Origin of the sequence: Coleofasciculus sp. C1-SOL-03, assembly GCF_040220555.1 — a bacterium.
Taxonomy (GTDB): domain Bacteria; phylum Cyanobacteriota; class Cyanobacteriia; order Cyanobacteriales; family Coleofasciculaceae; genus Coleofasciculus.
On the sequence record NZ_JAVJUO010000177.1, the window covers coordinates 1 to 25,793 of the forward strand.

Sequence of the window (25,793 nt, forward strand, 5' to 3'; positions counted from 1 at the left end):
GTAAAGATTTTCTTCACAAACTAACGACTCGACTGGTACGTGAAAATCAAACGATTGTTGTCGAAGACTTAGCCGTGAAGAACATGATGAAAAACCATAAGTAGAGACGTAGCATGCTACGTCTCTACAAGCAATTGCTGACGCAAGCTGGAGCGAACTGGTTAGACAGTTGGAATACAAGTGCCAGTGGTACGGTCGATTGCTGGTTAAAATTGACCGATGGTTTCCCAGCTCTAAGCGCTGTGGACATTGTGGTCACGTTATTGATAAATTGCCGCTTGATGTCAGGGAGTGGGATTGCCCGGAATGTGGAACTCACCATGACCGAGATATTAATGCCGCGAATAATATTCTAGCCGCAGGGCTTGCGGTGATAGTCTGTGGAGCGAACATAAGACCCGATGGACATAAGTCCAAAGGGCAGTTGCGAAAAACTCCTGAGCGTAGTCAAAGGGGTAGGAAGCAGAAACCTAAATCGTGAGGTTTGGGAATCCCTCGTCTCCGGCGAGGGAGGATGTCAATTCAAATAGGGACAACGCCATACCGATACAGCTACGACTACCGCCACCGAAGGGGAAATACTCATAGGGGGAAAACTGCTGAGACATAAAGCGTTCAGGTTTAAACTGGTCAGGTTCGGGATAGACATCCTGGCGACGGTGGGTTAAATAAATACAGGGTACTGCGATCGCTCCTGGCTCCAATTCATACCGCTAAAAAATATCTATGCAAAACTATGCATGATACGCCGTCACGCGGTATAACGACTTCCTGTCGGATTTTCACCGACCTCTCCAAGCTCCCCATTCGGATTGTCAACAGCCGATATCGCTTCATCCCATAGAGGAGAATGAAAGCCCCGTACTGAGCGTAACCTGGAGTAGACTGTAAGTCTAGGCTGGAAAAAAGAATGGCGAGACGAACCTTTGGTACGTTTCGCCACTGACCGCCAGTCTGACCAAACGTGCTTCCTTGGTTCCGTTCCTTGGTAGGCTGTATTGGCTGGCAGTCTCTCAGACAAAAACATTCCACGCCGCGCTAACACGAAAGCAGCCGCTGTGGCACTATTCATGCCATACATCGACATGAACTTAATCAATGCAATCCAACTACTATAGGCAGGATTGACCTCAATAACCTGGATACCCAGTTTGAAGCATCTAGCTTTAAGAAGTTGAAGAAATTTAGAGTAAGCAAAGTTACTCAACATACGGCGTGCCTTTGCATTTAGCTCACGCAACCGTTTTTTCTTTTCGGTAAAATCAAGTTTTTCGACAACAATGGGGCGCTTATACTCCAAGGCTATTGTGGTCAAGTCAGTAACGACATCAACCACAATAGCCTCAGTACGTCCCTTTGGTTGAGATTGAATATTGACCTTGACTTGACCAAAGCCATCCAGATTTCCATCCTTATCAGTCATTGCCCAACCAATACAGTTGGGATTGAGATCTACACCGATGGCTCCCCAAGAAACAGGTGCAGTTATTCTGGGAGCGGGTTCGACATCAAAGGTGATATGGATTTCCCACTCCGTTAAACTTTTCTGGATGAATCGATAGGTTAAGGCTTGTCTGTTATACCAAGCTGTTGCCAATAAGTCGGTTCCATGTTGAGGTAATCGAATTGGAAATTGGATGCATGAACCGTATCGATGCTCTAGAGCATAGGGGACTCGAATATGAAGTTCTTTTCCAATTAGATCTAACTGGCAAATCTGATTTCCGTAGGATTCATCTTTGGAGCCAATCATCTCCACGGTATACTTATTGCCCAAATTTACGTGCTCATCAGATGCTTTGAGGTGGGCGATTTTTTGCCTCAGTTTATGAGCATAGCGTTTCTTTTGATGCAGTTTGACTTGGGCAAACTGATATAGGGTCAAATGATCAGCGCACCGCATCGGGCAAGCTTCTGGATACTTAGGTTTGAGGGATTGGGGGACTTTCTTCCTTTTCCCTCGGTTTACCTGTTCAAATGCTTGCAGATATTTGCGGTGCGCTTTAATTTTCTTTTCTAACTTCTCAATAACTTCTGTCGTGTGCTTGAGTTGACCAATAAGTTGCTTTAAATGATTGCCACGGCTCTCTTTAGAGGATTTGACCTGTCCCTCAACATAAGCGATGATACTATTCGCCTGTCGCTTATTGAGGCTGTGGTTTTGTTGTAGTTGCTGATTAAGTCTTGACTTACTGGCAGGTTTTTTCTCTAAAAGCCACTTCAAGGACTCAATCTTGGCATCATAGCCGATAGTCGCCGCGTCATTCAAGTACGCAACCGCCCAAGGAACGGTTGTTGTTGTGACATAGGTGCGGGACTCGGACGATGGCATTGGTCGAATAAATCTATGTTTTATGTATTTTACTGAGATTTACCCTTGTCGTCAACTACTTCAATTAGTTTCTCTAAAATCTTCTGATTGCGCCTGGAACGCGAACCATACAGCCTAGCGGAGAATACCGTAATAATCTCTCTTTTCGTCGGCAGCTAAGTCTTCCTCATAACTCGAATCTTCCTTTCGATTCAGAACGATTATTTCTATGCCTGCGTATTCGCACAAGCTAAATATGAGTTCTGACCCAAACCTCAACAGCCTATCTTTGTTAGTAATCACTAGTCGGTCTAACTGCTCGTCCATAATAAGCTGGAGTAGCTTTTGTAGTCCTCGCTTTTTGTAATTGAGTCCAGAGCCTAAATCCTTGATAATCTCAAAATTGTAGCCATGGTGCAGGCAGTAAGCCTCTAAAACTAATGCTTGTCGCTCTAAGTCGTTTTTCTGGTCATGACTGGAAACACGAGCATAGGCAACCGTTTTGCGATTCTCCCGAAAGTCAATCAAATTGTCGATATCGTAGCGGCGATGTCCTCCTTGTGTTCGTATCGACTGAATCTTTCCTTCTTTCTCCCATCGCCTCAAGGTGTCAATAGACACTCCCTTGACGGCGGCGGCTTCCCCTATAGACAACAATCGACCCATAGATTTTTCCGTGGAAATCTCGCTTGTCGATTATAGATAAATCTAGGCATTTAGGCGACTGCTACAAGCCCTTGGATCTGCACCGATGCTTTCACCTGACGCGGTTGAGCAATTAAGGCAATCGGGTACACTCGTAGCGCTTCTTTACAGACAGCCGTAAGATAGGGGAGTTGTGCGATCGCATCAGGGTCTGGATTCTCTCCCAGGCTGTCTAACTCTTGTGTTAATTTCTCTAAGCATAACGGCTGACGATGCAGCCAGTAAAACGCCCACGCCAAAGCAGACGCCGTGGTTTCGTGACCCAGTAATAACAAGGTGAGTGACATCCTCCCACACCAAATCATAGATTATGGTGTGGGCTTCCAACATCACTGTTGGACATTGCTGCCCTGCGCCACTTATCTAGGCTAAATGCCCCCGACAGCCCGACTTGACAGCCAATTTCTTTCCCCCAGAGTCCCTGGGTACTCAGTTGCTCATAACCTCGGTTACAAATCTCCTGTGCCGAGGCTATATCCCTATCGACTTCATATTTGCATTCTGGGCAACTATGCCACCTATCAGATAGTTCTTTCCTAACCTCAATGCGACAATTTGGACAAGTTTGGGATGTGCCTCTGTGGTCAACTTCAGCGACATAAACACCGCGTTGTTTAGCCACATAATAGAGGATATCCCTGAACTGACCAAACGCTGCATCAATCGTATGTTTGCCCAGGAATCCTTTAGCCATGGTGCGGAAATCAATGTCTTCTAGGAAGATAGTTCCCGCCATATCACATAGCTTATGGGCTAGCTTGTACTGATAGTCTTTTCGCTTGAATGCAATATGGTTGTGTAATTTCTCTACTTTGCTTCTGGCTTTTTCGTAGTTCCTAGAACGTTTCTCTTTTCTGGATAGTCTGCGTTGCAGCACTTTAAGCCTACGGTGCATATTCTTGAAGAATTTGCGCCCCGGTTCTACGAAGCCATCACTGGTAGCCAAATAACTATTCAATCCAACATCTACCCCAATAAAGTGACCATGAGGCACAGCATCAGGGATAGAAATATCAGAACAAATGCTGATAACGGTAAACCAACCCACCGCTTTTTTAATTACCCTAACCTGCTTAACTACAAACCCATCAGGGATTGGGCGGTGTAAATTGATCTGAACTTTTCCCAATTTGGGTAGCTTGATCTGCCATCCGGTTATTGGATTGACTACAAATTGAGGGAAAAGCATCGACTTCATTTGCCCATACTTTTTGAATCACTGATCATAATGCCTTTTACTGTAAGTGTCAAGTTGCGGTAAGAGTCAATTTCGGAGGCATTGAGCCTCACTCAATTGACTTGGGGAGTGAAGGCATCTCAGCGCCAACATTGAGCGAAGTCGAAATGTATGGCGCGAGATTTATAGCTCCCCAAACCCCTCATTAGTTAAATCATCAATTTGCTGCCGTTGCCGTACAAACTTGCCCCAGGGACTCCACCCACCCAAATCTTGCTGCAATGGTGTCCAGAAAAAATGGATGGAGTTCAGGGGGGAGGTGATATTGTTCAAGAAGGGTTCAATCAGTTGTTTCAGCCTGTCATAGCGATCGCCCGAATTCAGACCAAACACTACCCGTAAGATGACTTCGAGAGAAATTTCCGACATGTAGTCCCGAATGCGAAGGGATGATCCGGGCTGCCAATCCGCGATCGCATCGGTGGTAATATCCCGTATCAGCCGACTGTAGGTAGGCAACCGTTTCCCATGCAGAGGCGGCATCAACAACCCCCGCATGACCTGGTGTTGCTGTCCATCTAACATAATCAGGGAGGTAGAACCTGTCAGAGGGCGGAAGACATCGGTGACTTTACCCAACTCAAATTTATCCGAGGACGTGGTAAATATGGATTGAATTGCCTGGGGGTGGCTGAAAAAGACCACAGGTGGGGAGTTCCGACCCAGTAAGCGGAGGGTAAAGGCATCGCCGTAATGCTGCGTACAGAGGTCGAGAAATTTAAGCGGATCAGCGATGAGTTGCAGCGTTTGCACAAAAAACGGCAACGTCGGACCATCAGGCAATTTCATTCAAATTTTTCCGGGCTGAGGCAACAGGTAACACTTTACCCATAAGGCGGGGGATTCAGTCAACTGGATTAACTCCCTTATGGCTGACTGGGCAAAATATGCAATGGTAGATAGAAAGGCAGGAACGTTGAGTCGTGTAGCCGACATCTGGGGAAACTGTCTTGCCTGGATCACCCAAAATCTGCAATCCTCTTGTACATGGCGTATTTATCATCATCTCATACCGATCGCTTGCCAGACCACAAGGAGCTATACCAGTTCCTTGTCGCTTGTCAGCAGGCATCGATTGAGAAAGGCTGCACTCAAATTGCCAGTATTTCTGTGCCAATTCCCAGGGTTGATCCTCTGGCGGTACTGCAAATTTTGGGTAAAACTTCACAATTCCAGTTTTATTTAGAAAAAAGAAAGGAAAATGAAGCGATTCTGGCGATTGATGCCGCGATCTATGCTGAACTAGAAGGAAGTAATCGATTTCAACACGCTAAGACCGTTATCCAGAATTATCTAAAAGACACTTGGATTTGGAGCGAACGAAATAAAACTATCTTTTTTGCCGGACCGCACTTTTTTTGCTTTTTTACATTTTTTGCTTTAAATCAAAATTACCCGTTTCGAGCCGCTACCATTTTTCTTCCCCGTTGGCAAGTGGCGTTTCGGGGGAATAGCGGTACATTAGTGGCGAATGTTCAAGTTACTCCTCACGTCAACATTAAACGACTCTTGCAACAACTCTATCATCAAATTGCTGAACTTAACTTTTCCGACCCTAAACCCAGTTCGCTGACCCGGATTAATTCCTCTCCATTGATCCAGCCCAAATCCATTAATACGGAAGCGTTTAAGTCAGCGGTTGTCGCTGCATTAAACTTGATCCAGGCAAATGAATTTAGTAAGATTGTTCTGGCTAATGCCGTTGATATTTTTTCCCACCAGCCCTTTAACGTCATCCACTCCCTGGAGAATCTGCGCCAACGCCATCCGGATTGCTATATTTTTTGTGCCAGCAATGGTAAAGGACAGAACTTTCTCGGTGCGAGTCCTGAACGGTTAATTAGTATTCGTGACCATCTCGTGGTAACGGATGCCTTAGCTGGATCAGCGCCCCGTGGAAGAACTGCCAGTGAAGATGCTGAGTTTGGCGATCGCTTGCTTGGTTCTGAAAAAGAGCAGCGCGAACACCAATTTGTACTCGATTTTATCACTCGACGCTTATCTGAGTTGGGACTCATCCCCCAATACTTACCTGCGCCCCAACTGCTTAAACTCTCCAACATCCAGCATCTGTGGACACCGATTCAAGCCCAACTGTTTACCAATGTCCACCCCCTAGACATTGTTGCCCAACTTCATCCTACCCCTGCTGTCGCAGGTGTCCCTACCCAGATTGCTCAAACACAGATCCGCCGCTACGAAACCTTTGACCGTTCCCTCTATGCTGCGCCGTTAGGTTGGATCGATTATCAAGGGAATTGTGAGTTCATCGTCGGTATTCGTTCAGCATTAATCGACAGCAACCCCTCTTCTCCAACTCATGACAATACCTACCGCGCTCGACTCTACGCTGGGGCGGGAATTGTGGCAGGTTCTGACCCCGACAAAGAACTGGCAGAAATCCAACTCAAGCTTCAGGCATTACTCAAAGCATTGCTTTAGTTGTTCGTCATTTGTCATTCGTCATTTGTCATTTCTGATTTCTGGCTATGGCAAACGTTGAACCAATGGCTTAGTTCATCTTGAGGAGTTAATCAAACGGAGAGGGAGGGATTCGAACCCTCGGAAGCGCCTAAACACTTCAACAGATTAGCAATCTGCCGCTTTCGACCACTCAGCCACCTCTCCAAGGCGGTGCTTGACTATCATAGCAGATGATAATCCCTTTTTGTCTAGGGGTAACTTGATGGAAATTATCTCTTCTACCTTGTCACCTTACCCTGATCTTCTGCCCTGGAGCCTTCTGCCTTCTGGATGCCCTCTGACTTGTCCCCACCCAAACGGGGGTAGTTAACCCGAGCAATATCTTCACAGAACTAAATTTTTCTTTACATATTGCAACTTTAAGATCTAAAAGCTATACTCTTTTCAAACCAGTAAAACCTAGCTCGTTTCATTCGCTATTGCTAAGTCTGCACCCTTTAAGCTGTAACACAACACTATGAGGTTTCGTATGACATTTGGTGTAGTCGGGTAAAGTCGTCCATGACCTGAAAGAGAAAATCCTTTCTCAAGCTCTATTGTAGGGAACTACCAGCCTGAACCGAAATCGTTTCAGTTACTTCACTATTTCTGCGAAAAGTAAAAGGGAGGCAAATGTGGTACAAGTATTCCCACTGATAGGGTTATCGACCAAAAGTTACACCGTGGACTTATACCAAGGCAGAATTACTGATGGGTAGGTTTGTCTAGGTTTTTAGAAGCGGTTAGATCACCCTTTGTTGATGGCAAGTTAAGGGTTCATAACATTTACCATCCTGTAGTCTGATGCGGACAAAGCGCTCAGCGTTTAAGGTTTTCTCAACCAAAAACCTGAACGCCGGAAAAAGCCGCACAAGTATCAAACGCTTAATCAACTTTAAGCCTTGTTGAAATCGAGGATTAGACCAACCTATGAACAGTAAACATAGACAGCATATTGCTCTCATCTCCGTTCATGGCGATCCCGCCGTAGAAATTGGTAAAGAAGAAGCGGGTGGACAGAATGTTTACGTGCGCCATCTGGGTGAAGCCCTTGCCCATCGGGGATGGCATGTAGATATGTTTACCCGAAAAGCCAATGCTGATGCTCCGACTATCGTAGACCATAGCCCCCGTTGTCGGACGATTCGGTTGAAAGCGGGTCCAGAGGCATTTGTCCCCCGGGATAAAATCTTTGGCTATACCGGGGAATTCTTAGAGAATCTGCTGCGGTTTCAGGAGTGGGAAGGGGTTCGCTATTCCCTAGTGCATACCAACTATTGGATTTCCGCTTGGGTGGGGATGCAGTGGAAAAAGCGGCAATCGATTCCCCAAGTTCATACCTACCATTCTCTAGGTGCGGTGAAGTATCAGTCAGTCGAAGCGATCCCGATGATTGCAGGGACTCGCTTGGACGTGGAAAAAGCGGTGTTAGAGACAGCAGAACGAACTGTGGCAACATCTCCCCAGGAAAGAGACCATATGCGATCGCTGGTTTCGAGTAAGGGTCATATTCAGATCATTCCCTGTGGGACAGACATTGAACGCTTTGGCGCAATTGACCGCCCTCAAGCCAGACAACAATTAGGATGGCATCCTGATCAGAAAATCATCTTTTATGTGGGACGCTTTGATCCCCGTAAAGGCATAGAAACTCTGGTTCGCGCCGTGGGTTGCTCCCAAATCCGCCATGATCCCCAAGTGAAACTGATTATTGGTGGCGGATCTCGTCCCGGTCAAAGTGACGGGATTGAGCGAGAACGGATAGAGGCGATCGTTGATGAACTGGGAATGAGGGATATTACCCTATTTACCGGACGCATTAGCGATGAACTTCTCTCGGTTTATTATACGGCGGCTGATGTCTGTGTGGTTCCCAGTCACTATGAACCCTTTGGTTTAGTGGCAATTGAAGCCATGGCTTGTAGTACACCCGTTATTGCCAGTGATGTCGGTGGGTTGCAGTTTACGGTTGTACCTGAAGAAACCGGATTACTGGCGCCGCCTAAAGATGAGGTGGTGTTTGCTGAAGCAATAGACCGGATTTTGTCGAACCCCGACTGGCGCAATCAATTGGGTCAAAGGGCAAGACAGCGGGTGGAAGATAAGTTTAGCTGGGATGGTGTGGCGCATCAACTCAGTGACTTATATCTCCAGTTAGTCCGAAACTCTTCCCAGGTATTGGAACAAGCCAGTGCGTGAATTCAAGTCGAGCGGAGCAGATGTGGGGTGACACCCCTCATCCCCACTTAGAAAAGTTCACTTACAATTGATTAAGTCAGGGTGCTGAAACTCGGGTGCATCTACAAAATTATTGGGTGTATCTACTGTATTCCCAATAAATAGTCCGTAACATTACTCATCCGGGTTAACAGCTCACCTTTTGATCAGGGCAAGGTTTTAAGGCAGAAAAAAGATAAGACCAAAGGCTCAAGGTTTCCAAGGGGATACAAAAGCTGACTGGGTATTAGCCGTAGATACGGGAACAATGACTAAGAGTTCACCCTCCCCAACAGCATTTAATCAAAAGCATCGCTTTACTCTGTCAGGGTGGCTAGTGCGAATGGTTCTTTACAGTTGTGTGACGGCTAGCTTACTATTACCCAATTATGACTTTAAGTGTAATGGTTGGTTTGGTTTCTGTACTTATTCTCAACAGGAAACAGGAATCCTCAATCTTGACAAAACCAATAAGCGATCGCGAAAAGCTGATTATCAGGCAGAAGCCAAAACAAACATTAATAGAATTAACCAAGCGCTACAAGCTGATTATCTCAAATCAGGTCATTTTGCCAGGTCAATTGCCGACTTAGAGTTAAAACTTAATACAGAAACAGCATCCTATGACTACCACATTGTATCACCAATGCGACCTGTTCCAGCATTGAATGTCAGCAAATCCACAACAGAATTACCACAGAGTATAATTGTTATTGCCCAAGCTCAACATCCCGAACTTAAACATTATCTTGGTGCAGTATTTGCAACTCAAGTCGAGGGAACTGATAAGATGACTATCCTAACTAAAGTTTGTGCTGTTGAAGGTCATACCTTGCCCACGACTCTCCCCAAACTCATTAAGGGTACAATCCACTGTCCTCCCAACGAGTGAAACCCCCTCAAGGTAAGACCTCTAAATCCTTTTGCGCTACAGTTTGACCATCAACAGAAAATTTAAACGTCCAATGTCCTGGTTGATCAGCATCTTGAAAATCGTACCAACACCAAGCCTTTAATCCCTCTGATGAAGCGTTGAGTGTCGATTCTCCCATAGCAACTAATTTACCATCTTGGTCAAACATCTGACAACTGCTATTGTATTCCGATTCTTCCAGATTTTCTAAACTTACTGAAAAATAAATCCGTTCTTCGGTGATGGAGAGACGTTTTAAATTTTCGCTGGAATTGGGTTCTGTGGTTACTTGCAAGCGAGTATGAAACTCTAGCTTAGACAGTATATTGATGAAAAGTGGCAATAATACAGCAACGCTAACACCAACCAAACCAACCCTAATCCAGACAAGTTTAGGAACTTGAATTGAGCGCAATATCTGTAGAGGAACAAGACTATCTAATGCTGCTTCTGCTGAGGAATAACGGTCTTTAAAATTGGGTTCTACCATTTTTTGTAGCCAATTAATGAAATCTTGACTGAGGTGAGGAACCCGCTGTTTAAAATTCATCCGACTGGATTCATCTATTAAACTGCCAACTTCTGTAGAAACGGTGTTCGTGAGTAAGCAAATTAATGTTGCACCGAGACTATATAAATCAGAAGCAACCGTGAGTTGACGGTTAAACATTTGTTCCGGCGGCATAAATCCTAATGTGCCTTTGACGACACTGCTGACAGCCACTTCGCCACCACCCGTCCGGGCAAACCCAAAGTCCACCAGATAAACATTCATTTGCTCATCCACTAAGATATTTTCCGGTTTCAAATCTCGGTGAATGACTGGGGGAATTTGTGATTGTAAGTATTGGATAATTTCTAGAACTAAGATAGCAATCTGTTTAACTTGTTCCGGTGTCCAGGTTCGCTGAGTTGCCAATGATGGTGCATTTTTGTATTCTTGCACCATGCAGAACCCTGCTGATGTTTGAAAGGAATCCAGATAACGGGGAATACTAGGATGGTCGAGGGAACGTAAGACGTTAATTTCTTGCTCATACGCCTGATAGTCTGACCAACTGGCGCTGGTGCGAGTGCGAGCAAACTGAAATTGTTTAACTACGACAGAATGACCTGTGTTAATTTCAGTGGCAAGGTAAGTAATGCGACCTCCGGCACGATTATGACCGAGTTCGCGGATAACTTGATAGCCGTAATTGGAAAAATCAGGAAAGGAGTTCATTGTTTTTATTGAGTTGTTAATTGAGTAATAACCAGTAACTAAGAACTCGTACCGATTGACTTATGGCTTAATTAGATAGGGTTCAGAGGTGCGATATTGGTTGATAATTTTTAGGTAGTGAACCTTTTTTAAAATTAGTTTGATCAGGTGATAACTAATAATGGTAACAGGAGTAATGGTGACAATTAGTACAAAAAAATGTTCAAATATTTCAAAATGGGGCTGTCCAAATTGTGACAAAAAGGTGGAAATCCCGATAGATACCGAGGCTAAACTAATCCCTAGTCCACCACTAATCAGAATTGCTGCGGTGGTATCTTTTGGGTTAAATCCTATTTTATTTTGATCCTTGAATATTGCCCTTACTAATTCCCAGATTACTGCACAAATTAACCTAGACATGAACAAAAATATCGGTATACCTAGTGTTGGCAGTATAATTACTAACAAAGGTGATGTTTCGATAAATATAGGCAAAAATAACATAGTAATTAAGAAGGAAAATAAATACAAATCATCGGTAGATTCTAAACCTTTTTCTGGAACCAATCTTGGCAAAGAAAGCAACAAAAATACTATTCCAATTATCAAAACTGGAAAAAACAATTTATTTTCTAGTATTAACGTTGATTTTATAGCGGCAATAAAAGGCAGCACCACTAAAGGCACACTCGAAAGTATAGACATTAAAATAGTTACAATTACATCCACAAAATGATTCATGTGATTAATATTTTTGCCTAATGTTATTGCATTTGCCATAATCTCTATGGCTAAAAACCAGACGAATAGCAAAAGTAAAAAAGTGACAGCGATGTACCCAGTCAGGGAAGTTTTTGGGAGGTAAGCCAGCCATACGAGTACAATTGGTATCCAGAATAAAATGTTTAATCTTAAGAAAAATAATCCATCAGGTTTTGGTCGTTGTGGCAATGATGCTGTCTGAACTTTAATAGTGAGAGCATGGGTTTTGGGCGAAGAATTGCTGCGTAATAAAATCTGGCGCAGATAAGTCGCTCCAGCACAGAGTTTGCTCGTATCTACTGTGATTTCACAATCAATTTTGTTCGACTCAAAGTTCGGCGGTGTAAATGATATCCACGGGTGGTCATAAGGAGTATGAGGGGGATCACGAAAATGGGGATCAACTTTCCATTTTCCTGCCAAGACTGTATTAGGAATTGGATTAGTAAGGCTAATCGTTTGTGTCAGTTTCTCTCCATAGTGGGAAGCGGTAAATTCCAACGTTTTTCGGCTGAGTCTGACTTTGGGTAAACTGTTAACATTAATCGGTCTGAGTGCGGCTAACGCATCTGCCGCATTCTGATAACGGTCAGCCAGTCGAGGTTCAACCATTTTTTGTAACCAATTCATCCATCCTCGCTGTAGTGGCGGCACCAGATGCTGGAAATGAAGGTGATAATTGGCATCCATTAAATTGCCGATATCAGCAGATTTTGTCCCCGTCAGTAAGCAAATTAAGGTGACACCTAAGCTGTAAAGGTCAGAGGCGGCGCTTAACTGTCGATTAAATAACTGTTCAGGTGGCATAAATCCCATCGTTCCTTTGACGACGCTGCTAGCCGCGATTTCTCCACCACCTGTCCGCGCAAAACCAAAGTCGATTAGATAGATATTAAATTGTTCATCTAACAGAATATTTTCTGGTTTGATATCTCGATGAATGATTGGTGGGGTTCGAGATTGTAAATCTGCCAGAATCTGGAGAACAGCAAGGGCAACCTGCTTGATCTTTTGAGGAGTCCAACGCCGTGGAGTGGCTAAAGACTCTGCCTCAATGTAGGATTGTACCATGCAGAAACCATCAGGGGTGTGAAAAGAATCAAGGTAACGGGGAATACCCGGATGATTCAGACCCCGTAGCATGGAGACTTCTTGTTCAACACTTTCAAATTCTGCCCAACTTGCATCTAAGGCGGCAAATTGAAACTGTTTGATGACGACGGGTTTTTGGGTGTTAAGTTGAAGGGCAAGATAGGTAACTCTGCCACCTAGATGATTATGTCCGAGTTCGCGGAGGACTTGGTAGCCGTTGCTAGACCAATCAGGATAGTTCGTCATGGTTTTAGTCGTACTCTATTATGACTCAATTATCTCCTTTTGGGTGGAAACGCTCAAGAAATACGTTCTGACACAAACAGTTGAGGAGAGGGCGACCCGAGTAAATTGAGTGGACGACAGTTGTTAATTTATGCAAACGTGCCGTTTACTTTTGTCTGACTACTTAGTGCCTTTCACCATGAAACATTTTTATGAAAAGTTTCTCATCATTTTTTTACATTTGTTCACAAATACTTCACCAGCCGTTCATCCAGGATTGAGACACTCAAAACAGTAGACATAGACGATGAGTTGACTGTCGGCATAAACGTACTGGGAGATATTTAATCATGAGACTGATGGTCTACTCTCACGATTCGTTCGGTCTCGGTAACATCCGCCGGATGCTAGCCATCTGCAATCACCTGCTTGATGCTATACCTGGACTCTCAATTTTAGTGGTATCAGGTTCGCCTGTGCTGCATAGCTTCCGGATGCCTCGGGGACTCGATTATATTAAACTACCTTGCTTTGGACGCAATGAATCCGGTGAAGTGGCGGCTAAATATCTAAACACAGCCGCTGATGAAACGGTGAAACTGCGCTCTGACTTGATTAAAGTCGCAGCCGTCAATTTCAAGCCTGATTTGCTGTTGGTGGATAAAAAGCCCTACGGCTTACAAGAAGAGTTGAAAGCGACGCTGGACTACCTGAAACTCCGCCTTCCGGAAACCAAGCTGGTGTTGCTGTTGCGAGATATTTTGGACAGTCCTGAACCTACCATCAAAGAATGGCAAAAGTATGGCTACTATGACGCGCTGCAATGGTACTACGACCAAGTGCTAGTTGTGGGTATGCCAGAGGTATTTGACCTTTCCAGGGAATATCAATTCTCACCCTGCATTGCCCAAAAAGTACGGTTCTGCGGCTATATCCGCCGAGACTATGGACAAAAACCGCGTCACGTCCTACGTCAGGAATTGCAAATTCAGCCAGATGAGAAATTTGTTTTAGTCACACCGGGGGGTGGTGGTGATGGCTACGATTTAGTCGATACCTATCTGCAAGGATTAGCACAGTTATCCCCTCAGCATAACATCAAAAGCTTGATTATTTCCGGACCGGAAATGCCACTTTTTCAGAGACAGGCATTGCAGGAGAAAATCCAGCCGTATCCACAGGTTCAGATTTGCGAATTTACTGACGACATTGCCAGTTACATGGATGCGGCTGACGCCGTTGTTTCTATGGGTGGCTATAACACCATTTGCGAAATTATCTCCTTGAATAAACGGGCAGTTGTGGTTCCCCGGATTAAACCGGTTCAAGAGCAATGGATTCGCGCCGAACGCATGGCTGGTCTTGGTTTATTCAAAACTATTCATCCCGATTTGCTGACACCTGCGGCTTTGATGGATGCCGTTTTAGAACAACTCAATAGCAGAAGTCACCATTTTCCCCCTGTCTCTCGTTTGGACTTGGATGCACTGCATCAGATTGCCCAAGATATCCACACCTTATTACATAGTCCGACAACCCGACTTGTATCCAAAAAACCCATTCTTTTTCCCCAAGTTATTTCCACACAACAAGCTTGATTATCATTGACAAAATGACCAACAACAACCTGGAGATATTGATCCGATGAAAAAACTCATGTTTTATTGCCAACACATTCTGGGAATTGGACATCTAATCCGCAGCATGGAAATTGTCCGAGGTCTGATCCCCGATTTTCACGTATGTTTTATTAATGGTGGGGAAGTGATCCAGGGATTTAAAGTTCCTCCAGAGATTGAAATAGTCAATCTGCCAGCGATTAAAACCGACTCAGAATTTCAAAACCTGCAAATTCCCGCCGGGTTCAACAGCGTAGATGAAGTTTTAGAGATTCGCAAAAATCAATTGCTGGAGATATTCGGGCAGTTCCAACCCGATGTTCTCATGGTTGAGCTATTTCCCTTTGGCAGACGGCGATTTTCGGCTGAATTAATTCCGCTTCTTGAAGAGGCTAAAGCCAAAGGAACCAAAATTGTTAGCAGTTTGCGCGATATCGTAGTCACCAAGCAAAATCAGGTACGTCATGAAGAGAAAGTTTGTCGGTTAATGAATCAGTATTTTGATATGTTGCTGATTCATGGTGATCCCAAATTCGTACCGTTGGCAGAGAGTTTTTCGCGGGTGGATGATCTTAATTGCCAGGTACATTACACTGGCTATGTCGTGCAGTGTCCCCCAGAGATTCAGGCTATGCCTACTCTGAGAAAACCGATGATTTTGGTGAGTGTTGGCGGCGGCAGATTTGGACATGAGTTACTCGAATCTGTGGTTAAAACAGCACCACTTTTACAAGCAAGGTTACCTCATCATATCCAGATATTTACCGGACCCTTCGTTCCCGACGCTGTGTTTGCCAACCTGCAAAATCTGGCAGCAAGTCAAACCAATATCACGATTGAACGTTATACCCCTCACCTGTTGAATTATATGCAACAGGCTGATTTGTCGATTAGTATGTCGGGATACAACACGACGATGAATATTTTGATGACGGGGGTTCGGGCAATAATTTTGCCGTTTACGGGCAATAATGATCAAGAACAGACGATTCGTGCCAAAAAGTTAGAACAGCTAGGCATTGTCAAAGCAATTTGTTCCGAAGACTTACAAGCTGAAACCTTTGCCCACAAAATAATCACTTATCTCAACGAACAACCAACAGCCGCTACGTTTGATTTCAATGGTGTGGATAAGACAAGTGCTTGTTTGCGGGGGCTTTTCCAGAACCAAGAGGTGGCAGCGTGACCTATCTTTGACACTCTGCGCTCTAAAGAAGACAGCGCAACTACAAACCTAGCTTAAGGTGGGCGACCCGAGTAATTTTAGTGGATTTGAATTGTTAATTTAGGTAGGCGGGTCGCCCCTAAACGGCTTACACAGGTGTTCCCATGAGACTCTTCTCATAAAAGTTTCATTAAAAGTTCATGTAGATTTGTAAAGCTATGGATAGCAGCATCAAAGCTGTTACTCAAGTTAACCCCTAGCTGATTCAGCAGGGGCGGAAACCAGGAGAATTGTAGTTCTGCGCCTTCTCATCCGTTAAATCCTTCTGCCCAATCAGCTACCGTAATCATGAGACACAACGTTTGTCTAACGACCCTAGAATATCCCCCTGATGTTGGGGGTGTGGGCGAGTCGGCTCAGCGTATCGCTCAAATGTTAAAAGATTTAGGCTATAAAGTCCATGTTGCGGTTTTCCGAGCGGTTTTCCGGACTGAACGAGAAAAAGCGTTGGCTGGCGAATACAGACGCTCTAGTTGTCAAACGACTGAACAGAATGGGATTATGGTGCATCGCCTCAAGCCAGCCATTCGTTCGACGAGTGCAAAAGAACAAGATTATTTGTGTGATATTTATAGTCAATTAAAACAGTTACATCAACTCCATAGGTTTGATATATTTCACGGCTTTTTTATTAACGAAACTGGGTTTTTAACCACACTTCTGGCGCGAGAAAACAATCTGCCTGTTATCAATAGTGTTCGCGGGGCTGACCTGCATAAGCATAGCTTTAGTCCCCAGCAGCATGGACAAATTACCTGGACGCTGGATAATTCTTCATGGGTAACATTTGTTAGCCAGGATTTAATGAATCGAGCTAGGGTATTGGTTCCCAGTATCCAGGAGAAATCCTCAGCCTTTTTAAACGCGATCGCGCCCATTAATTTTGACCAATTTACCACCCCAGCGTTAGTTGAGCAGTTCCGGGGAACGGTGATTGGTTCAGTGGGTAATTTCCGCGATAAAAAAGGATTGGAATATTTACTAGATGCTTGTGCTGAACTGGCTCAAGAAACCGAATTAACGCTGCTGCTGGTGGGAGATTTTGTGCAAAAAGAGCGGGGGTACTGGGAACAAGAACTTCGCCGTAGTGGTATTGCTAATCAAGTGTTAATTACTGGAAAGATTAGTCGCCAAGACGCCCTAGCTTACCTGCCTTATCTGGATATTTTTGCCATTCCCTCCCTACATGATGGCTGTCCCAATGCTTTACTCGAAGCGATGCTGGCAGGTAGAGCCATTGTGGGAACCACGGTTGATGCGATTGGTGAGATTTTGGAAAATAGGATTGATGCTTTGCTAGTAAATCCTGCCTCTAGCCAGGAATTAACCCTGGCATTCCGAGAGTTGATTCATCAGCCAAGTTTACGCCAACAGTTAGGAATTGCCGCTCAGAGTAAAGTTAAAACCCAACTTACTCCTTCTGGAGAACAACAGAACTGGAACTGGGTGTATCAGCAGGTTTTAAAACAGCAAGAGATTCCGGCTATGGCTAGGGTTAGGTTGGTTTAATGGGTGCTTGTTGATTGTTGATTGTTGATTGGTCACTGAAATATTCTTAACTTCCTACTCTTCTACCCTTCTATCCTTCCACACTCAACTGAACTTGATAATGAAACAAAAACGCCCAGAAAACATACAGCAAGCCTTACCCGCAATGAAGCGGATTGTGCAGCGATTTTGGCCCCAAATCCGTAAGCAGAGCGTTTTACTTATGATCGCATGCTTGGGACTGGTGGGTGAAATTGTGATCCGACTCTTAGAACCGTGGCCCCTAAAATTAATTTTTGACCGCTTGATTGTGCCGGATGTGGCTACGCCTGACCTGACTATCCCCTTACTCGATAATGCTGAACCCATTGTACTGCTGACTATCTTAACCGTGGCGATTGTGGTGGCGACGGGGTTGCGTTCTGTGGCGGCTTATATTGGTTTGGTGGGGATGTCTCTAGCGGCGACTCGTATTGTTACCCATATCCGCGCCCGACTCTATGCTCACTTGCAGCGTCTGTCCCTTTCCTTCCACAACCAGGCAAAAAGTGGTGACCTGATTACTCGCATTACTAATGATACCGATAAACTGCGTGAGGTGGCAGTAACGGCAGCTTTACCACTAATTGTTAACTCCCTCACCTTTGTTGGTATAGTGAGCGTGATGTTTTGGCTGAATCGGGAATTAACCCTGATTGCGATCGCGATTTTTCCCCTGTTTGTGATCTCCACCTTGAAAATTAGCAAACGGATTCACGGAATTGCCCGCCAGCAGCGCAAACGGGAAGGGGCAATGGCGGCGACGGTGGCGGAATCGATGGGGGCGATTAAAGTGGTGCAAGCCCTCTCTTTGGAAGGAATGTTAGAGGATTCGTTTGCTAGCCAAAACCAGAAGAGTTTAGCAGAAGGGGCGCAGACGCAGCGATTGTCGGCGGGATTGCAACGCACCGTAGAGATATTAGTGGCGATCGCGACGGCATTGGTGTTGTGGCGCGGGGTACAATTGGTCATGGCTAAGGTGGTGACACCGGGCGATTTACTGGTATTTATCACCTACCTGAAAACCGCCTTTAAACCCACACGCCAATTGGCTAGGTATACGGCACAGATTGCCAAAGCCACAGCTTGCGGAGAACGGATAATTGATCTCCTGGATACGGTTCCTGACATTCGGGATACGCGGGGTGCTGTGGACGCCCCCCCTTTCCGAGGTGCAGTCCGTTTCCAAAATGTTAGCTTTGGCTATGAACCGGATAAAGGTATATTAGACGGTCTCAACTTTCAGGTGCAAGCGGGTCAACGGGTGGCATTAGTGGGTCCTTCTGGGGGCGGTAAGTCTACGTTAGTTAGTTTACTCCTGCGCCTCTATGACCCCTTAGAAGGGCAAATTCTCATTGACGGACATGACTTGCGAGAATACAAACTAGAATCCTTGCGCCGTCAAATTAGTATTGTCCTGCAAGATAGCGTTTTATTTGCCACGACTGTGCGGGACAATATCGCTTATGGTTCCCTGGGTGCGACGGAGGATGAGATTATCGTCGCCGCGCACCTGGCGAATGCTCACGATTTTATCATGGCACTGCCCCAAGGCTATGACACCATCCTGGGAGAACGGGGGGCGACACTTTCAGGTGGACAACGACAACGGATTGCGATCGCGCGGGCGGCAGTACGTCAAGCATCAATTGTGATTTTAGACGAACCAACCGTTGGTTTAGATAACGAAAATGAACGCGCTGTTAGCGAAGCACTAGAACGATTAACTTATAATTCTACTACATTTCTGATTACCCACGACTTGAGATCTGCCACCTCAGCCGACCAGATTTTCTATATCGAGAAAGGCAGAATCTTAGAACGCGGGACTCATGCCGAACTCATGGGTCTAGGTCAGCGGTACGCCACCCTTTATCGGCTACAAGTTGCCATTGAAAATCATGATTATGATCAACTTTCATCCCGGCATAACACCGCTCAAATCGGGCGTTAGATGTCGCCATAAGTTATCTGTAAAACCTGCCCCTACACCCCCTCTTTTTCTATCCCTGGTCCGATCGCCTTTCCATTTTCCCTCTGCTTTGTTTCTGTTAAAGATTCAACCAAATTGATAGTATGGCTGACCTCGTCTACCCATCCTCAAATCACTCTGTTTCCCCCGAAAATGCCAATCAAAATGTAACGAATGCACCGCTTTTCAAGGGGAGCAACTCAAGTCTCAATCACCAATCACCTGGCACAGGAGTTATTTTAATACGTCATGGTCGAAGTACATATAACGAACAGGGACGATATCAAGGCAGTTGTGATGATTCCGTCTTAACTGAACAAGGGCGCAAGTTGGCTTATGAAACGGGTCTAATTCTCAAAGAACTGCCCATCGACGCCATTTATACCAGCCCCCTAAAACGCACCCAACAAACTGCCCATGAAATTATAGCCGCAATTAGCACCGTTAACGATAAGTTACCACCTTTACGAGTAGCTGAAACGCTCAAAGAAATTAATATCCCTGCTTGGGAAGGCTTACCTTTTCAGTATGTGCGCGAACAATTTTCCCAAGCATATCGCTGCTGGAAAGAACATCCTCACCAGTTTCAGATGGGGGTGTCGGGGTGCGGAGATGCGGAGGTGCAGAGGTACGGAGGAGACAAGGGAGAATTTTACCAATCCCAAATCCCCAATCCCCGATTCCCTGTCCTTGAACTTTATGCACAAGCCCAACAATTTTGGCAAGACATTTTACCTCATCATTCTGGTCAAACTATCTTAATTGTGAGTCACGGCGGTACAAACCGCGCCTTGATTAGTACAGCAATCGGTTTAACACCTAATCGCTTTCATACTCTGCAACAGTGTAACTGTGGTATGAGTGTCTTACATTTTCCCGCAGGTGTGCCTCAGTCAGCCCAACTAGAAGCCTTGAATCTTACCGCCCATCTAGGTAAAACCCTACCCAAACTAAAGGAGGGACGTCAAGGTTTACGCTTGTTACTGATACCCTCTGGTGACATTCATCCTCAGCAAATTCAAAAACTAACCCAATTACTGGAAGATGTAACCCTTAACTTCAGTATTAATCATGACCGCGACAATGCCCAATTCACAGCGGCACAAATTCTGCAATACCATCCAGAAACTTTACAGCTACAGGTATCGCGAAATGATTTCCCCCAAGTTTGGCAACAAACCATTGACGCGAACGCTGCATCAGGGATGATGGATTCCCAGCCATTACTAACAGGACTAATTGTGGCAAGTGAGGCAATCCTCAAACGCTTTCTCGGTCAAACACTTGGCATCAGTACCAATGAATTGAATCATTTACCTCTTCACCAGGGAAAAATTAGCGTTATCCACTATCCCTGTGCTAATCAAGCCCCTGTAGTGCAAGGGATAAATATCGGGGAGATAGGGAAGATGAGGGAGATGGGGGAGATGAGGGAGAGAAGAATTTCCAAAGGAACCCAACCATAAACAATCAACCATGAAAATAGCATTATTAGTAGGAACATTCCCCACCTTGTCTGTATCATTCATCCTCAATCAAATAAAAGGCTTACTCGATGATGGACATGAGGTTGATATCTATGCCATCGACGGTCGCCCGGAGGATGTCTCTAAGGTACATCCCATTGTCAAGGAATACAAGCTCTTAGAGCGCACCTACTACCCACCCGAACGTCCCCCAAATGACGGGTGGCGTTGGCTGAAACTCTTAGGATTATTGCTGGTTAATCTCGATAAAAATCCCTTAGTTTTACTGCAACTGATAGATAAGGCAAGATTTGGCAAAGAAGCTAAAGACCAACGATTACTCTATAAAGCCATTCCCTTCTTGAACCGAAAGTCCTACGATATCATTCACTGTCAGTTTGGTATTTTTGGACTCATGGCTCTGGCGTTTCGAGATATTGGTATAATTAATGGTAAAATTCTCACCACGTTTCGGGGGTATGATATTAGTAAGTACCTGCAAAAGCGGGGCGATAGAGTTTATGATCAGCTTTTTGAAAAAGGCGATTTTTTTCTCACCAATTGCGACTATTTTCGACAGCGTGCCATTCAGTTAGGTTGCGACGAAAATAAAATTCGGGTTCTTGGTTCAGGAATTGATTGTCATAAATTTGCCTTCACTCCTCGTTATTTTCCGGCTGATGGTCGCGTGAGAATTGTCTCAATAGGTCGCCTGATTGAAAAGAAAGGAATCGAGTATGGGATTCGCGCGATCGCGAAACTCGCCCAAGTTCACCCTAACCTTGAATATAACATTATTGGCGATGGTCTGCTCAAGGAAGATTTCCAAAACCTGGTAGCTGAACTTGGCGTCGGTCATATCGTGAACTTGTTGGGATGGAAACAGCAGGAAGAACTGGTGAAAATTCTGGATAAATCTCACATTCTAATTGCCCCTTCTGTGACAGCGGCTGATGGGAATCAGGATGCACCTGTGAATACTTTAAAAGAAGCAATGGCGATGGGATTACCTGTAATTGGCACCTTACACGGTGGTATTCCCGAATTAATCGAAAATGGGATTTCGGGTTTCTTAGTCCCTGAACGTGATCCTGATGCCATTGCCCAAAACGTTAGCTATCTCATTGAACATCCAGAACTCTGGCAATCAATGGGTCAGGCAGGTCGGGCGCGTGTTGAACAAAAATATGATATGTATAAACTGAATCAGGAACTCTTAGAAATTTATCAGAAATTGTTGAATTCCGACTTACCTCAGCCTCAGTTTTCCAATCAATCTGTAGAAGCTGGTTCCTCCGTTTTCATTACCACAGTTTAGTCCGGCTACGTTTTGTAGAGACATAGCATGCTACGTCTCTACTCAATCAGGGCGGGTTTAGTTACATCTGGATGAGGTCAGAAACGATAGTAGTGAAACCCGCCCCGACAAAAAACTCAAAATTAGTCTACCCTATTTTTGGATTAAATTTTACCATGAAAATAGCATTCCTAGTGGGAAATTTCCCAGTTTTATCCGAGACATTTATCCTCAATCAAATTGCTGGATTAATGGAGCGCGGTCATCAGGTGGATATCTACGCCCTTGATGGTCCGGCGAACCCTACCGAGAAAGTACATCCTATTGTGGAAAAATACAACTTACTCAAGCATACCTACTATTCCCCGACGCCACCGGACAATCAGTTATTACGAGAACTGAAAACGAATGAATTACTAATCGATAATTTTGGCAGAAATCCTTCAGCCTGCCGGAAATTACTGGATGTATCTAAGTATGGGAAACGCGCTAAGTCATTCAAGTTACTCTACAAAGCCATACCTGTTCTGGAGGGTAAATCTTACGACATTATCCACTGTCAATTTGGATCAGTAGGATTGATGGGACTGCTGTTTCGTAATCTCGGTTTACTCCAGGGAACCTTAATCACCACGTTTCGCGGTTCTGATATTAGTAAATATCTGAAAAAGTGGGGTGATCAGGTTTATGATCAACTCTTTGCTGAAGGCGACTTTTTTCTAACCAACTGCGAATTTTTTCGACAGCGTGCGATTCAACTCGGTTGTGAGGCGACAAAAATTCGGATTCTGGGGTCAGGAATTGATTGTAGTAAATTTGCCTTTACTCCCCGCTATTTCCCGGCTGATGGTCACATTCGTATTGCTACCACGGGACGCCTGGTTGAAAAGAAAGGAATCGAGTACGGGATTCGTGCGATCGCGAAACTCGCCCAGGTTCACTCTAACATCGAATATAACATTATTGGCGATGGTTCGCTCAAGGAAGATTTCCAGAACCTGATAGCCGAACTTGGTGTCGGTCATATTGTCAACCTCTTGGGATGGAAACAGCAGAAAGAACTGATTCAAATTCTCGATAAGTCTCACATTTTAATCGCCCCTTCTGTGACGGCTGCTGATGGAAATCAGGATGCACCAGTGAATACCTTAAAAGAAGCAATGGCGATGGGATTACCTGTAATTGGCACATTCCACGGTGGTATTCCTGAATTAATCGAAAATGGAACATCGGGTTTCTTAGTCCCCGAACGGGATGGGGATACCCTGGCGGAAAAAGTTAGCTATCTAATTGAACATCCAGAACTCTGGCAATCGATGGGTCAGGCGGGTCGTAGGCGGGTCGAGGAAAAATATGATATGCATAAACTCAACGATGAACTTGTGGAAATTTACCAGCAACAATTAAATTCAAAATCCACTCAGTCACGGGTAGAACAGTTAACGTCATCTGTTGTAGAGACCTAGGACATCGGTCAAGAAACCGGGTTTCTTTGGGTACCGATATTTCGTTGTTGTCCTCACGAGAAACCCGGTTTCTGGGAATACTATACCGATATTTCGTTGTTGTCCTCACGAGAAACCCGGTTTCTGGGAATACTTGATGAATTGGTAAACCTAATAATTTAAGTCAAGACGATGATTCTGTTTCTATTATGGTCAAATTCCTCAGCCGATCCCAATCTTCACCCCAACAATGTCGTAGACCGATTTGACCGACTTTATACCCCCCTGTTTGCCAAAAAACCGCCGCTAAAATTACTCAGTTACGGAAATATCCATCTAGTTTATTATCAACTCGCTGTTGACGGATGGCTAGCCCCGTTCTATCAAGAAGATGAACGAACTTCAGTTCTGGCAATCAATTTTCCTCTCAACGGACACCAAGTTTTACAACAAAGAGGAATTTCGGTTCAACCAACTTTGGCGTTACCTCAGTTGGCGCGAGAATTGCAAGCCAAACCAGAAAACGTTCTGGGCGAAATTGCCCCTCCAATGTTACTGTTCTGGAACGATAAGTCAACTGAACAGTCTTACTTACTCAATGATGGCTTAGGTCATGCTCAACTGTTTGAATATGAGCATAATGGCACAATTATCCTCAGTAATCGCATCTTTGCCTTTCCCACCCTCAATCTCCCTCTGGAACCCGTTTTTGCCGAATGGGCAGTCAAGTGTTGTCGTTTTTTTGGTTGGTTTCCGCTAAATTGCACCGGCTTTTCTCAGATTAAGTTTGCTGAACCATCAACCTTATACAAGTGGTCTGTCAACGGACTGGTTAAACAGCGGTTAAACGTCCTGGAAAAATGGGTACAACGGGAAAATATGCCAGAAGCCGACTGTCTGGAATTAGCCCGCACTTCTTTAATCGATTATGTCAAATCAACCCAGTCCCTATTTTCCCATGCTTCTGGTGGACTCTCCGGCGGTTATGATAGTCGCGCTGTTTTCTCAACCTACAGACATTTGGGTTTAAACCTGAATGCCAAGGTGAAAGGACCTGCCAATAATTATGACGTGATTTTGGCTAAGCAATTGGCAGAAATTGCGGGTTTTCCATTAAGATTTAAGCAGGAAGTAGAACTTCCTCCTGAATCAACAGATTGGCTGCGTTATTCTATTTGTGCATCAATTTTATGGCAAGCTGGCAATATGGTCAATCATAAATTGAAGACGTTCTTGCCTCAGCCAACGGGTATTTCCTCGGGTCGGGTTCAGGTGATGGGACATGCTGGGGCTATTGGCAAGCCTTGGTTTGCTAGAAAAGTTAAAGCCGAGACCTGTGAAGTTGGTCAGTATGAAGAAAAGATAACGTCATGGGTGTTACGCAAAATCCCTAAAACTATGCTGAATCAGCAAAAAGATAATGTAAAAAAATTCATCTTAGACGCTTATCAGCAGGCAGAAACCTTTGGTGTATCTCCGGAAAAACGACTCACTTTTTTCTATTTATTTGAACGCTGTAGGCGTTGTGAATCTGGTTCCCAGAATACCCAAACAAGTTTAGTTCTGTCTCCGTTTCTTAATGCCAATTTTATCCGGGCTGTATTTAGTTATCAGGGTCAGGGAATTAAATCTCACATTTTTCATCGCTATATTATCGAAACCAATACTCCTGATTGGGCTAGTATCCCCTATGAGAAAGAGATGAAGTCTGTCAAGCAAAAGCAAACTAACTCGTTAGCACAGAACACCTTGGCAACCGATTGGCGTCAGTCTGACAACATTGATTATTACAATCAAACGTTGTACTGGCAGAATATTGGTAGGGATTTGTTGGAGAAGAGTTTAACTCAAGGCAGGTATTGGCGGGAAATATATGATCCGACAATGAATCCGTTGAATTCAGTAAATTTTGCTGATGAGTTAACGATGCTTTATGAACTAGAAAACTTGCTCAATTAGAGCGTCGCTTAGTGTAATCTCAGTTAGCCGTCATCTAGAGATGTGCTATGGTACGTCTGTCATCTAATTCGATGACTGAATCAATTTTATCGCTGTTGGCAAAATCTATTTTTAGGAGGAATTTATGACTTTATCACCAGCATCTGAATCATCA

15 protein-coding genes, 1 tRNA gene and 5 pseudogenes are annotated in these 25,793 nt (G+C 44.6%); 12 read left to right on the plus strand and 9 right to left on the minus strand.

From position 1 onward, the window contains the following. Positions 1-481, plus strand: a pseudogene (locus RIE73_RS27895) (RNA-guided endonuclease TnpB family protein); the annotation flags it as partial. Positions 482-503: 22 nt separating this feature from the next. On the opposite strand, the pseudogene RIE73_RS27900 reads toward RIE73_RS27895, so the two are convergent. From RIE73_RS27900 to RIE73_RS27925, 6 genes and pseudogenes are all read right to left on the minus strand, one after another. Beyond that, positions 504-710: pseudogene (locus tag RIE73_RS27900) on the minus strand (cytochrome P450); the annotation flags it as partial. A 41-nt stretch (positions 711-751) separates the two neighbouring features. After that, the gene (locus RIE73_RS27905; RefSeq protein WP_446404274.1) at positions 752-2,332 is read right to left on the minus strand and encodes an IS200/IS605 family accessory protein TnpB-related protein; all 1,581 of its coding nucleotides are present in this window, start codon (positions 2,330-2,332) and stop codon (positions 752-754) included. A 29-nt stretch (positions 2,333-2,361) separates the two neighbouring features. Beyond that, a pseudogene (locus RIE73_RS27910) lies at positions 2,362-2,977 on the minus strand (IS607 family transposase). Positions 2,978-3,045: 68 nt separating this feature from the next. Then, positions 3,046-3,297 (minus strand): annotated as a pseudogene (locus RIE73_RS27915) (cytochrome P450); the annotation flags it as partial. Positions 3,298-3,317: 20 nt separating this feature from the next. After that, positions 3,318-4,232 (minus strand): annotated as a pseudogene (locus tag RIE73_RS27920) (RNA-guided endonuclease InsQ/TnpB family protein); the annotation flags it as partial. 144 nt (positions 4,233-4,376) lie between these two features. Beyond that, a complete protein-coding gene (locus RIE73_RS27925; protein ID WP_446404275.1) occupies positions 4,377-5,042 on the minus strand; it encodes a cytochrome P450 in 666 nt (221 codons plus the stop codon). A gap of 198 nt (positions 5,043-5,240) precedes the next feature. Between RIE73_RS27925 and RIE73_RS27930 the strand changes: the two genes are divergently transcribed. Further along, on the plus strand, positions 5,241-6,695 hold the full coding sequence (locus RIE73_RS27930) for an isochorismate synthase (RefSeq protein ID WP_446404276.1): 1,455 nt from the start codon (positions 5,241-5,243) through the stop codon (positions 6,693-6,695). A gap of 97 nt (positions 6,696-6,792) precedes the next feature. Here the strand turns inward: RIE73_RS27930 and RIE73_RS27935 are convergent. Further along, positions 6,793-6,881: transfer RNA gene (locus RIE73_RS27935), tRNA-Ser, on the minus strand. A gap of 765 nt (positions 6,882-7,646) precedes the next feature. Here RIE73_RS27935 and RIE73_RS27940 point away from each other — a divergent pair. Beyond that, positions 7,647-8,915, plus strand: a complete 1,269-nt coding sequence (locus tag RIE73_RS27940; RefSeq protein WP_446404277.1) for a glycosyltransferase family 4 protein — start codon at positions 7,647-7,649, stop codon at positions 8,913-8,915. Positions 8,916-9,201: 286 nt separating this feature from the next. Beyond that, a complete protein-coding gene (locus RIE73_RS27945; protein WP_446404278.1) occupies positions 9,202-9,825 on the plus strand; it encodes a type IV pilin-like G/H family protein in 624 nt (207 codons plus the stop codon). 7 nt (positions 9,826-9,832) lie between these two features. Here RIE73_RS27945 and RIE73_RS27950 read toward each other — a convergent pair whose 3' ends face one another. Together RIE73_RS27950 and RIE73_RS27955 are read right to left on the minus strand one after the other, a co-directional pair. Then, a complete protein-coding gene (locus RIE73_RS27950; RefSeq protein ID WP_446404279.1) occupies positions 9,833-11,068 on the minus strand; it encodes a serine/threonine protein kinase in 1,236 nt (411 codons plus the stop codon). A 60-nt stretch (positions 11,069-11,128) separates the two neighbouring features. Beyond that, positions 11,129-13,150: a serine/threonine protein kinase gene (locus RIE73_RS27955; RefSeq protein WP_446404280.1), complete on the minus strand. Its 2,022-nt coding sequence runs from the start codon at positions 13,148-13,150 to the stop codon at positions 11,129-11,131. A gap of 329 nt (positions 13,151-13,479) precedes the next feature. Between RIE73_RS27955 and RIE73_RS27960 the strand changes: the two genes are divergently transcribed. From RIE73_RS27960 to RIE73_RS27995, 8 genes are all read left to right on the plus strand, one after another. Further along, positions 13,480-14,727, plus strand: a complete 1,248-nt coding sequence (locus RIE73_RS27960) for a glycosyltransferase family protein (RefSeq protein WP_446404281.1) — start codon at positions 13,480-13,482, stop codon at positions 14,725-14,727. Between the two features lie 46 nt (positions 14,728-14,773). Beyond that, positions 14,774-15,934: a glycosyltransferase family protein gene (locus RIE73_RS27965; protein WP_446404282.1), complete on the plus strand. Its 1,161-nt coding sequence runs from the start codon at positions 14,774-14,776 to the stop codon at positions 15,932-15,934. A gap of 327 nt (positions 15,935-16,261) precedes the next feature. Further along, positions 16,262-17,482: a glycosyltransferase gene (locus RIE73_RS27970; RefSeq protein WP_446404283.1), complete on the plus strand. Its 1,221-nt coding sequence runs from the start codon at positions 16,262-16,264 to the stop codon at positions 17,480-17,482. 100 nt (positions 17,483-17,582) lie between these two features. Continuing rightward, positions 17,583-19,454 carry an ABC transporter ATP-binding protein gene (locus tag RIE73_RS27975; protein ID WP_446404284.1) on the plus strand — a complete coding sequence of 624 codons (1,872 nt, stop codon included), beginning with the start codon at positions 17,583-17,585 and terminating at the stop codon, positions 19,452-19,454. 122 nt (positions 19,455-19,576) lie between these two features. Continuing rightward, the gene (locus tag RIE73_RS27980) at positions 19,577-20,938 is read left to right on the plus strand and encodes a histidine phosphatase family protein (RefSeq protein WP_446404285.1); all 1,362 of its coding nucleotides are present in this window, start codon (positions 19,577-19,579) and stop codon (positions 20,936-20,938) included. 10 nt (positions 20,939-20,948) lie between these two features. Beyond that, positions 20,949-22,256: a glycosyltransferase gene (locus RIE73_RS27985; RefSeq protein WP_446404286.1), complete on the plus strand. Its 1,308-nt coding sequence runs from the start codon at positions 20,949-20,951 to the stop codon at positions 22,254-22,256. Positions 22,257-22,411: 155 nt separating this feature from the next. Continuing rightward, entirely contained in the window at positions 22,412-23,701 is a 1,290-nt protein-coding gene (locus RIE73_RS27990; protein WP_446404287.1) for a glycosyltransferase, read from the plus strand. Positions 23,702-23,872: 171 nt separating this feature from the next. Beyond that, positions 23,873-25,639: a hypothetical protein gene (locus RIE73_RS27995; protein ID WP_446404288.1), complete on the plus strand. Its 1,767-nt coding sequence runs from the start codon at positions 23,873-23,875 to the stop codon at positions 25,637-25,639. Positions 25,640-25,793: the final 154 nt, after the last annotated feature.